This is a genomic window from Oscillochloris sp. ZM17-4, from assembly GCF_019599295.1.
Classification (GTDB): Bacteria; Chloroflexota; Chloroflexia; order Chloroflexales; family Chloroflexaceae; genus Oscillochloris.
This window is the reverse complement of record NZ_JAIEWN010000025.1, coordinates 60,599-71,736: the sequence shown is the minus strand read 5'-3', so window position 1 is coordinate 71,736 and position 11,138 is coordinate 60,599. Positions and strand designations below refer to the sequence as shown.

The 11,138-nt window shown below is 69.3% G+C and carries 8 protein-coding genes and 1 pseudogene; 7 read left to right on the top strand and 2 right to left on the bottom strand.

Translation table 11 applies throughout. The features are described 5' to 3' along the window. The first annotated feature begins 134 nt into the window (after positions 1-134). The 3 genes from K2Z83_RS17690 (at position 135) to K2Z83_RS17680 (ending at position 2,537) form a co-directional block, all read left to right on the top strand. The gene (locus tag K2Z83_RS17690; protein ID WP_220596513.1) at positions 135-611 is read left to right on the top strand and encodes a phasin family protein; all 477 of its coding nucleotides are present in this window, start codon (positions 135-137) and stop codon (positions 609-611) included. Positions 612-731: 120 nt separating this feature from the next. Continuing rightward, entirely contained in the window at positions 732-1,265 is a 534-nt protein-coding gene (locus K2Z83_RS17685) for a polyhydroxyalkanoate synthesis regulator DNA-binding domain-containing protein (RefSeq protein ID WP_220596512.1), read from the top strand. Between the two features lie 3 nt (positions 1,266-1,268). Then, on the top strand, positions 1,269-2,537 hold the full coding sequence (locus K2Z83_RS17680) for a patatin-like phospholipase family protein (RefSeq protein ID WP_255604170.1): 1,269 nt from the start codon (positions 1,269-1,271) through the stop codon (positions 2,535-2,537). A gap of 1 nt (position 2,538) precedes the next feature. Here K2Z83_RS17680 and K2Z83_RS17675 read toward each other — a convergent pair whose 3' ends face one another. Beyond that, complete coding sequence (locus K2Z83_RS17675; RefSeq protein ID WP_220596511.1) at positions 2,539-3,006, bottom strand: hypothetical protein; 468 nt, start codon at positions 3,004-3,006, stop codon at positions 2,539-2,541. A gap of 220 nt (positions 3,007-3,226) precedes the next feature. Between K2Z83_RS17675 and K2Z83_RS17670 the strand changes: the two genes are divergently transcribed. Together K2Z83_RS17670 and K2Z83_RS17665 are read left to right on the top strand one after the other, a co-directional pair. Next, positions 3,227-6,331, top strand: coding sequence for a S8 family serine peptidase (locus tag K2Z83_RS17670; protein WP_220596510.1), 3,105 nt, complete (start codon positions 3,227-3,229; stop codon positions 6,329-6,331). A gap of 102 nt (positions 6,332-6,433) precedes the next feature. Next, the gene (locus tag K2Z83_RS17665; protein WP_220596509.1) at positions 6,434-7,129 is read left to right on the top strand and encodes a type II toxin-antitoxin system HicB family antitoxin; all 696 of its coding nucleotides are present in this window, start codon (positions 6,434-6,436) and stop codon (positions 7,127-7,129) included. A 16-nt stretch (positions 7,130-7,145) separates the two neighbouring features. On the opposite strand, the gene K2Z83_RS17660 is transcribed toward K2Z83_RS17665, so the two are convergent. Further along, complete coding sequence (locus tag K2Z83_RS17660; RefSeq protein WP_220596508.1) at positions 7,146-8,339, bottom strand: CaiB/BaiF CoA-transferase family protein; 1,194 nt, start codon at positions 8,337-8,339, stop codon at positions 7,146-7,148. A gap of 150 nt (positions 8,340-8,489) precedes the next feature. Here K2Z83_RS17660 and K2Z83_RS17655 point away from each other — a divergent pair, with 150 nt between their 5' ends. Together K2Z83_RS17655 and K2Z83_RS17650 are read left to right on the top strand one after the other, a co-directional pair. Then, complete coding sequence (locus tag K2Z83_RS17655; RefSeq protein ID WP_220596507.1) at positions 8,490-10,136, top strand: GMC oxidoreductase; 1,647 nt, start codon at positions 8,490-8,492, stop codon at positions 10,134-10,136. Positions 10,137-10,636: 500 nt separating this feature from the next. Further along, positions 10,637-11,138, top strand: a pseudogene (locus tag K2Z83_RS17650) (isochorismate synthase); the annotation flags it as partial.

Genomic DNA, 11,138 nt, shown 5'->3' with positions numbered 1-11,138 from the left:
GACGCAGTGTGTTATACTCTTCATATAACGCACTGCGTTATATGCACACTATAGACGAGAGTATGATATCCTGGAGGTGCCTGCGGGGCGCCGCGACGATATCGTACAGCGACAGCACCATAAGGAGCATACCCATGACTAACGTTGAAGAGATTGAGGTCAACGTCCGCCAGGTTGACGATGCGACACCGACGATGAACAGCAGCGCTCAGATGCTCGATCTGATGCGCAAGCTCATCCTTGCCGGCGTCGGCGCCCTGGCCCTGAGCCGCGACGAGACGGAGGAGTTTGTCAACCGGCTGGTGGAGCGTGGCGAGCTCGCCCAGAAGGATGCCCAGCATCTGATCGACGAGGCGATGGAGCGCGTCCGCAAAAATGCGATGCCCCAGACGAACCAGGTGCAGAACAGCGTCGCCACGATGGGCAACCAGATCGAGGCGAGCCTGGAGCAGTTCCTGAACCGGCTGAACATCCCCTCGAAGCGCGACATCGACGAGCTGAGCGCGAAGATCGCGAACCTCGCCGGCCGCGTAGAGGAGCTGCGCCGCGTCCAGGATACGCCCGCCAAGGGCAAGGCCGCCCCCAAGGCCGAGGCCAAGCCCGAGGCGTAGCGCCATCTGCCCCCCAACGGCAGCGCCCCCGCCCCGAATACATCGGGCGGGGGCACTTTCTTTTGACACAGTGTGTTATACTGACATTACGAACACCACCCCAACGCATGGCGAGGGCGTATGCATACGATCAAAAAGTACGCCAATCGCAAGCTCTACCACACCAACCGTAAGCAATACATCACGCTGGATGGGATCGCGCAGCTGGTGCAGAGCGGCGAGGCGGTGCAGATCCTCGATAATGAGACCAGCGCGGATATTACCTCAAGCATCCTGGCCCAGGTCGTGCTCCAGGCCCGCGGGCGCAGCGGCCCGCAGCTGCCTACCACACTGCTCACGGGGATGATCCAGCTCGGCGGCGATACGATCGCCAACCTGCGCCGCACGCTCTTCGGCTCGCTCGGCGGCACCGATCTGATCGAGGCCGAGATCGGCCGCCGGATCGACGCCCTGATCGAGCGCGGCGAGATTAGCCCCGACGAGGGTGTGCGCTGGCGGCTGCTGCTGCTCCGCCAGGAGTTCGCCGACAGCGCGCCCTCGCACATTACCGGCCAGGAGATCGACATGCCCAGCCGAAATGATGTCGTCCGGCTCCACTCGCAGGTCGATGCCCTGGCCTCCATCGTCGATCAGATCCTCAAGAAGCAAGGATGAAGGATGAAGGATGAATGGTTCCATTCATCCTTCATCCTTCCCAAGGGGGCACCCATGCAGCGTAGCAAATCTGCCCTCGTGCTAGCGGGCGGCGGGGTCGCCGGCGCCGCCTACGAGATCGGCGCGCTCTGTGCGATCGACCAGATCCTGGAGCAGCACTCGGTCAACGAGTTCGACAGCTACGTCGGCACAAGCGCCGGCGCCCTGGTCGGCTCATGCCTGGCCAACAATATCTCGCCGCGCACCCTGCTCTCCGTCCTGGACAGCCCGGCCTTTGGGATCGACCAGCTTGAGCCACAGCACCTCTTCTCGCTCAACCTGCCCGCAGCCCTCGCTCGCATCCGCCACCTGCCCGCAGCCCTCGGCACGATCACGCGCAACCTGCTCACGGGGCAGGGGGTCTCGCTCTTCGACCTCGCCGAGCGCCTGGCGCCCAGCCTGCCCAGCGGCCTCTACGACGCCAACGCCCTTGAGGGCTACCTGCGCGCCGCCCTGGAGCTCCCCGGCCGCACCAACCGCTTCTCTCGGCTCAACCACGAGCTGGCGATCATCGCCACCGACCTCGACACCGGCGAGCGCGCGATCTTCGGCCACCCGCCCCTGGAGGATGTGGCGATCTCTCAGGCGGTGAGCGCCTCGGCGGCCATCCCGTTCTTCTACCGGCCAGTCCGGATCGATGACCGCGACTATATCGACGGCGGGATCCGCGGCACGGTCAGCCTCGATGTGGCGATCGAGGGCGGCGCCGAGCTGATCGTCTGCATCAACCCCATGGTGCCCTTCGATAACAGCCACCATCTGCCCGGCCACGCCATCAGCGACGAGGGCGTGCCCCAGATCGGCAGCCAGGTCTTCCGCACCTTCATCCACGCCGGGCTGCACTACCACATCAAGCAGATCCGCCGCCGCCACCCCGAGGTTGATATCATCCTGATCGAGCCGAGCCGCGATGACCATGTGATGTTCCACGATAGCACCATGCGCTATCAGACCCGCCTGACCATCGCCCGCCACGCCTTCGAGACGGTGGCCACCCAGCTCACGCAGCACTTCTCCCGCTATAGCGAGCTGCTCGGCCGCCACGGGATCATGATTAGCGACCGGCAGCTGTGCCAGGATCTGATCGACCTGAAGGATTTGGGCGATGACTTTGGGGCGATGCGCTCGATCATGATGGGCGACGGCGCGCTTAGCCGCACCCCCGCCGGACTCGCCCACACCCTCGCCGAGCTCGACCGGCTGCTCGGCCGGATCGAGGGCAGCGGCGCCTGAATCAGGCCGCGAGCGCCCCATCGTAGCGGAAGATCGTCGCCACCAGCGCGCTGTCATCCTCCTCGACCTCGGCGGTCACGACCACGTCGCCTGAGCTAATGCCTGACCAGACGATCCCGCCGAGCAGGCCGCCGAGGATCAGGCCGGACACAACGCCCATCGCCATGCCGGCGAAGCTGCCGCCCAGGCCGACGCCCGCCATGACGCTGAGAATCAGCGCGCCGAGAACCGGGATCGACATGAAGAGCGCGCCGGTGAAAACGCCGATCGTCCCGCCAAGCAGGCCGCCAAACACGACCCCAACAATGATGTCGGCGAGAACTGGATCTGCGGTCGTCGAGCGCCCGGCACCCGCAGCGATCCTTGTCAGATGCATCGCCTCGCGGCTCACCCCGCTGGCGCTTAGATCACGCATCGCCTGCTCCGCATCCTCACGCGTATGGAAGCGACCAGAGATATTCTGTACCATGAGTGTCCTCCTTCAGCACACAGTGCTGCTGTTGATACGAGAGGTACAGCAAGATCCATGCCAGCCTTGCGCCCGCCATGCGCCGGCGGGGCGACCCGCCGTGGCCGCCCGCCGTGCGGGCAGGCCCATGGCCTGCCCGCACGGCTCCCGTTGACACCGCCGCGATGGGCTGCTACGCTACCTACGAATCCTCACGCTGGCCACTCCTGGGAGCTCCCATATGACAACCTACCGGCGCAGGAGCGTCACCCTGCTCTTGCGGATCATCACGCTGATCGCCAGCGCCGCCGCCGCTGTGGCCCCGCGCGACGCCATCGCCAGCGTGGGCACGCCGCTCACCAGCGCCCCGCCCGCGATCTCGGCCAGCGTGGCACTCGGCAGCACCAAGCGCGTGACGCTCAGCCTGCACAATACGAGCGGGGCGACTGTGACCCCCCGGCTCTACGAGGCCCTGGCGGCCAGCGCCGCGACGGCGAGCCTGACGACGGCCCTGCCCGCCGACTTGCGCGCCGCGTCGCTGCCGGATCAGGCCCAGCGTATCGACCCTCAGCTGAGCGCCGCCGCCGCCGCCGCGCCCGATAGCCCCGCCGACTTCCTCGTCTTCCTGGGCGACCAGGCCGACCTGAGCGCGGCATACGCGATCAGCGACTGGGATCAGCGCGGCCAGTATGTCTACGAGACGCTCCGCGACCACGCCGAGCGATCCCAGACCAGCCTGCGCGCGCTGCTCGACGCCCGCGGCGCGACCTACACGCCGCTCTGGATCGTCAACGCCCTGGCCGTCCACGGCGACGCCGCCGACATCGCGGCCCTGGCGGCGCGCCCCGAGGTGGCCATGCTCCGGGCGAGCCACCTGATGGCCTTCGGCGAGGACACGCCCGCAGACGCGGCACTCGACAGTACGAGCGGATGCCTGCCCGACGCGGCGAACACATGCTGGAACATCGTGCGTGTGGGCGCCGACCGGGTCTGGAACAACTTCGGCGTGCGCGGTGCCGGGATCACCGTCGCCAGCATCGATAGCGGCGTGGACTACACCCACCCGGCCCTGGTGGGCCAGTATCGGGGCAACGCGGGCGGCGGGGTCTTCGACCATAGCTATAACTGGTACGACCCGTTTGCAAATTCGCCATCTCCGACCGACTCGGGCTACCACGGCACCCACACGATGGGCACCATGGTGGCGAGCGGCGGGGCCAGCGCCAGCGCGCCGGCCGTCGGGGTCGCCCCCGGCGCACGCTGGATCGCCGCGCGGGCCTGTGACGCGAGCCAGTGCTCGGAGACGACGCTGATCGAGGCCGCACAGTGGCTGCTCGCCCCGACCGACCCGGGCGGACAGAACCCACGCACCGACCTGCGCCCGCAGATCATTAGTAACTCCTGGTCCTCGGGCAGCGGCGGCAACGATTGGTACGCCGGCTATGTGGCGGCCTGGCGGGCCGCCGGGATCTTCCCGGTCTTCGCCGCCGGCAACTCCGGTAACTCCAGCGGCTGTAGCAGCATCCAGTCGCCCGCCGACTATGCCCAGGTGGTGGGAGTGGGAGCCCTCGACAACGGCAACCTGATCGCCAGCTACAGCGACATCGGGCCGAGCGCCGATGGGCGGCTGAAGCCCGACATCAGCGCGCCCGGCAGCGGGATCGTCTCCACCTCGCCCGGCAGCATTACCACCTATCGCTCGCTGAGCGGCACCTCGATGGCGACGCCCCACGTGGCGGGGAGCGTGGCCCTGCTCTGGGCAGCCAACCCGAGTCTGATCGGCGACTACGACCGCACCTACCAGATCCTCACCGATAGCGCCGTGCCGATCAGCGGCGACGCGCGCTTCGACGGTGGCGCCTACGACCTCTGCCACGCCGCCAGCTCGCCGAACAATATCTACGGCTACGGCCAGCTCGACGTCTACGCCGCCGTGGCCGAGGCCAGCGTGGATGTGCCCTGGCTCAGCCTGCCCGCCGCCGGCGTGAGCCCCATCGGCGCGCTCGCCAGCGCCAGCGTCGATGTCACGCTCGACACAGCATACGTGCCCGGGCCGGGCACCTACCAGGCCCGCATCATCGTCCACGACGCCGACCTGACCCATGAGCCGCTGGTGATCCCGGTGACACTGACGGTGCCCGCCGACCTGAGCTACGCGACGGTGAGCGGCCGCCTGACGCGCCTCTCCGATGGCAGCACGCTGGTGGGGTCTGTGAGCGTGGCCGGCGGGGCGACGGTGAGCAGCGACGCCGGCGGGGCCTACTCGCTCATGCTGCCGCCCTCGGCCACGAGCTACACACTCACCGCGCAATCGCCCGGCTACGCGCCACAGTCCGTCAGCTTCCCCCTCGGTTCTGGAGAGAGCCGCAGCTACGACTTCGCCCTCGACACCGACGCGCCGCGCCTGGACGCCAGCACAACCATCCAGACGGCGACCGTCGCGCTGGGGACGGCGACGAGCCGCACCTTCATCCTACGCAACAATGGCACCAAAGATCTGACCTACAGCGCCAGCGTGATCACGGCGCAGTACGGAGTCTGGCGCAGCGACCAGTCCGACGGCCCGACGGCGCTATGGATCAGCCCGCCCGCCGACGCGACAACGCTAGCGCTGCCCGACGACGGGGTGAGCGGCCCGATCAGCCTGGGCTTCGCGTTCCCCTTCTTCAATCAGAGCTACACGGCAGCGTGGGTCGGGGCGAATGGGTTCATAAGCTTCGCCTCGCTGAGCGGCGTCTCTACCAGCTACCTTACCGGCTGCCTGCCGCTGAGCGAGACGCCCGACGCCGCCCTGATCCCGCTCCGTGTCGACCTCGACCCCGCGCAGCCGGGGGCGCGGGTGAGCTACGCCCAGACGGCGGGCGGGTTCCTGGTGAGCTGGGAGGATGTCCCGCTCTTCAACGATCTGAGCACACGCATGAGCTTCCAGGCGCTGCTTCGCCCTGACGGGCGGGCGACGCTGAACTACAAGCGCGTGGACGCCCTCTCGCCGACTAAGCTGGCGAGCGCGGGCGTGCAGCAGAGCAGCGCGAGCGTCCAGTCGCTAGGGTGCGGCAGCAGCCTGCGCGTGAGCAGCGGGCAGACCATCGAGCTCCGCCCGCAGCCCTCGACCGCGATCTGGGCCGCTCTGCCATCCCCGACGGGCAGCATCGCCCCCGGCGGGCAGGCAAGCCTGCCGGTACAGCTAAGCTGGGCGCGAAGCACGGTGAGCTGGCCGGCGAGCGCCGATATCCTCATCCAGAGCAACGACCCGATGACCCCGAGCACGACGGTGAGCGTACGGGTGTCGGCGCTCGGCGCGCCGCAAACCATCTATATGCCCTATATACCGGTATCGTACCGCTAGACGGCCACATGTCGCCGTCGAGGCGGCAACCCTTACCGCCCGCGCCACGTCATAGTGGCAAGATAGGCCTTGGCAGAGCGCACAGACATACGGGCGGAGACGATGACAGAGCATCACGACGCGGTGTTCGCGCCGATCGACTATGACCACGTCCTGGAGCGGGTGGCTGGCGGCAACGAGACTGAGGTCTACCGCAGCGACGACGGGCGCTATGTGGTGAAGCTGAAGCCTGAGGAGGGTGACACCCTGGAGGAGGCTCTGGCCAGCGCGCGACAGATGCGCGCCGCCGCCGATCTGTTCTGCGCGTGCATGGGGGCCGGCCGTAGCATCCCGAGCTCCTACCTGCTGGCCCGCGACTCGCGGGGCGAGATCCATCCCCTGGTGATCCAGCCCTTCCTGGAGGGCGCACAGACCCTCGCCGACCTTGACCTGCGGGCGCTCGGCCGCGCGGAGCGGGCCGCGCTCGCCGCCGAGCTCACCGCGATCATCGGTCGGGCCAGCGCGCTCTACCGGCGGGCCGGGATCATGCCCGACCTCTACGGGCGCACCAGCGGCAGCCGGGCCGAGCGCCGGCAGCTAAACGGTATGATGATGCTGCCCTGGCGGATCTGGGGCTTTCTCGTGCGGCGCACCCTGCTGCGCTCCCACAACCTGATGCGCACCGCCGATGGCCGGCTCGTCCTGGTGGACTACGACACGGTGCGCCGGGGGGCGCTCTACCGCGGCGTCTACTTCCTGGCGCGCTACCTGCTCTTCTTCCGCGACCGCGCCGCGATCTGGCTGGCCCTCGGCGCATAGGAGGCCAGGGGAATCCTCAGATCGCCCCAGACTCCCGCAGCTCCGCGATCCGCGCCTGATCATAGCCGAGCAGCTCGCGCAGGACGGCCTCGGTGTGCTGGCCGTGGCGCGGCGGCGCGCTGCGCACGGCCGCCGGCGTGGCGCTGAGCTTGGGCGCCGGGCCGACCAGCCGCACCGGCGGGCCGCCCTCGGCGGGGATCTCTCGCACCATGCCCCGCGCCTGGGCCTGGGGGTCGGCCAGGGCGGCGGGGATGTCGTTGACCGGGGCGCAGGGCACGTCGGCGGCCAGCAGCGCCTCGACCCATGCCGCCGCGGGGCGCCCGGCCATGACCTCGGCGATCATGGGCACCAGCTCGTCGCGGGCGGCCACGCGGGCCGGGTTGCTGGTGAAGCGCGGGTCGGTGGCCCACTCCGGCCGGCCCAGCGCGCCGCAGAGGCGGGCGAACTGGCCGTCGTTGCCGACCGCCACCATCACGTGGCCGTCGGCGGCGGCGAAGGGCTGGTAGGGCACGATCGTGGCGTGGGCGTTGCCCTGGCGCGCGGGCGGGCTGCCCGAGACCAGGTAGGCCGAGGCGACGTTGGCCAGCCAGCTCAGCTGCACGTCGAACAGGGCGATGTCGATCAGCTGGCCCTCGCCCGCGCGCGCGCGGTGGTGCAGCGCGGCCAGGATGGCGCTCGCCGCATACAGCCCGGCGGTGATGTCCACCACGGCCACGCCGACCTTGAAGGGGCCGCCCTCGGCCGGCCCGGTGACGCTCATCAGCCCACCCTGGGCCTGGATGACCGTGTCGTATCCAGGGCGGCGGGCGTAGGGGCCGTCCTGGCCGTAGCCGGTGATCGCGCAGTAGACCAGGCCGGGGTTCAGCTCACGCAGCGACTCGTAGCCCAGGCCGAGGGCCGCCATCGTGCCGACCTTGAAGTTCTCGATCAGCACGTCGGCGCGGGCGGCCAGCGCGCGCACGATCGCGCGGCCCTCGGGGCTGCGCAGGTTGACCGTGATGCTCTCCTTGTTGCGGTTTGCGCAGAGGAAGTAGGCGCTCTGGCCGTCGGCGGCGAAGGGCGGCCCCCAGGTGCGAGTCTCGTCGCCCTGGCCGGGCTGCTCGACCTTGACCACGCGGGCGCCGAAGTCGCTCAGCACCATCGTGCCGTATGGCCCGGCGAGGACCCGGCTGAGGTCGAGGATGAGGATGTCGTCGAGGGCGCCTGGCATGGGAGACTCCTTTGAATGTTGAATGTTGAATGCTACTGTACCACGGGGGGAGCTGCACGGAGTCCGCTTCTTCACAGGGGGATGCGCGATCATTCGCCACAGAAGGGAAGCCCAGCTCTACAATAAGCAAGCACCTTATAATGCGGAACTATGTTGAAATTCAACATTCAACACTCAACACTCAACACTATGCTATACGACTACATCATCATCGGCTCCGGGTTCGGCGGGAGCGTCTCGGCGCTGCGGCTGACCGAGAAGGGCTACCGCGTCCTGGTGTTGGAGCGCGGGCGGCGCTTTGAGGACGGCGACTACGCGAAGACGAACTGGAACATCTGGCGCTACCTGTGGCTGCCGGCGGCGCGCTGCTTCGGCATCATGCAGATCATCCCCTTCCGCGACGTGGTGGTGCTGCGCGGCTGCGGCGTCGGCGGGGGCAGCCTGGTCTACGCCAACGTGCTGATGACGCCCAGCGACGAGATGTTCGCCGCGCCGGCCTGGCACCACTTGGCCGACTGGAAATCCCTGCTGGCCCCACACTACGAGACGGCCAAGCGCATGCTGGGCGTGTCCACCAACCCGCGCCAGTGGCCGGCCGACGCGGTGCTGCGCGAGATCGCCGATGAGCTCGGCCAGGGCGACACCGTCCGCCCCACCGAGACCGGCGTCTTCTTCGGCGAGCCGGGGGTGACAGTGGCCGACCCCTACTTCGGCGGGGCCGGGCCGGCCCGCGCCGGCTGCACCCACTGCGGCGGCTGCATGGTGGGATGCCGCCACAACGCCAAGAACACGCTGCCCAAGAACTACCTCCACCTCGCAGAGCGCGGCGGGGCCGAGGTGCGCCCCGACGCCGAGGCGCGCGACATCCGCCCGCTGCCGCCCGGCCAGCCCGACGGCGCGCACTACGAGGTGCGCTACCGCCGCCCGAGCGCATGGATGCCCGGCAGCGCCCGCAGCGTGCGCGCCCGCAATGTGATCATCTCCGGCGGCACGGTGGGCACCCTGCGGCTCATGTTCCGCTGCCGCGACATCACCCGCTCGCTGCCGCGCATCTCGGCCCGCCTGGGCGACAGCGTGCGCACCAACAGCGAGTCGCTGCTCGGCGTGATCAACCGCGGCCGCAAGACCGACTACTCCGAGGGGGTGGCGATCACCTCGATCTTCTACGCCGACCCGGTGACGACCGTGGAGCCGGTGCGCTACCCGGCCGGCTCCGACCTGATCCGCTTCCTCGCCGGCCCGATGATCGATGAGGGCGGCCTGGCGCGCCGCCTGCTCCAGTCAGCCGGCGACATCCTCAAACGCCCGCTCGACTTCATGCGCACCCACGTCTTGCCGGGCTGGGCCCGCCGCACGACGATCATGCTGGTGATGCAGACGATAGACAACCAGATCAGCATGCGCCTCGGCCGCAGCCCGCTCACCCTCGGGCGGCGCGGCATGGTCAGCCGGGCCGACCCGGACAACCCCATCCCGAGCAAGATCCCGATCGGCCACTACGTGACCAGACGCTTCGCCGAGAAGACGAACGGCATCCCCTCGACCAGCGTGAACGAGTCGCTGCTGAACATCCCGATGACGGCGCACATCCTGGGCGGATGCCCCTTCGGCCACAGCGCCGATGAGGGCGTGATCGACCTGGACTGCCAAGTCCACGGCCACCCCGGGCTCTACGTGGTGGACGGGGCGACCGTGCCGGCGAACCCGGGGGTCAACCCGAGCCTGACGATCGCGGCGCTGGCCGAGTACGCGATGAGCCGGGTGCCGGCGGCGGGCGCCGCGCCCCCGCGCCCATAATCCTCGGGGCACCCGAGACCCTCGGATGCGGGCGCTGCGCCCCGCGCCCCGCCGGGCATCCGGATGCGGGCGTTGCGCCCCGCGCCCCGCGCTTTACGGGTTTACATGCTTCCCCATATCTCCGGATGCGGGCGCTGCGCCCGCGCCCCGCCCCGGGGGCCAGCCCCCGGGCCCCCCGCTGGGGGCGCGTCGCCCCCCAGACCCCCCGAATTTAATGCTTCAGTGTGCGGAATGCCCGTTGTTTGGCCTTCGCGCGGGGGTGGACGGTCACTGTCCAGGTTAGGGCTACGCCCTAAAACCCGACGTTGTTTTGGCCAACATGGCCAGCTTCGCTGGCCATGTTGGCCAAAACAACAAGAAATTCCAAGAAGCTGGGGCTTAAGTTGATGCGCATGGGGCGCGTAGCCCCAGCGTGAGCCCTGCCCGCGCCCCTGGTATAATAGATATAGGTACCCGCCGGTAGGGGCAGGCCCACGCGCCTGCCCGGATGAGCCACGCCCATGATCCACGTCCGAGTCGCCACCGCCGCCCTGCGCGAGGTGGCCCGCATGGAGGAGCTCGCCGAGGTCGCCCGCGAGCGCGCCCGCCAGCTCGGCCGCCCCGTCCTGGTCAGCGTCACCGCCCAGGTGGCCCCCGACGACCCGCTGGCCCTCTTCGCCCGCGCCGCCGGGGCCACCCACAACCGCTTCTTCTGGAGCCGGCCCGCCGACGGCCTCGCCGTCGCCGGCCTCGGCTCGGCATGGGACATCGCCGCCGGCGGGGCCGGCCGCTTCGCCAGCGCCAGCGCCGCCTGGCGCGACCTGGTGGACACCGCCTGCGTGGACGCCGACCCGGCCCTGCCCTTCGCCGGCCCTGTCGCCGCCGCCGGCTTCGCCTTCGACCCGCTGCGCCCGCCCAGCGGCCTCTGGGCCGACTTCCCCGACGGGCTGCTCGTCCTGCCGCGCATGCTCCTGGCCCGCCAGGGCGAGGTCGCCAGCCTGACCTTCAACGGCCTCGTCGGCC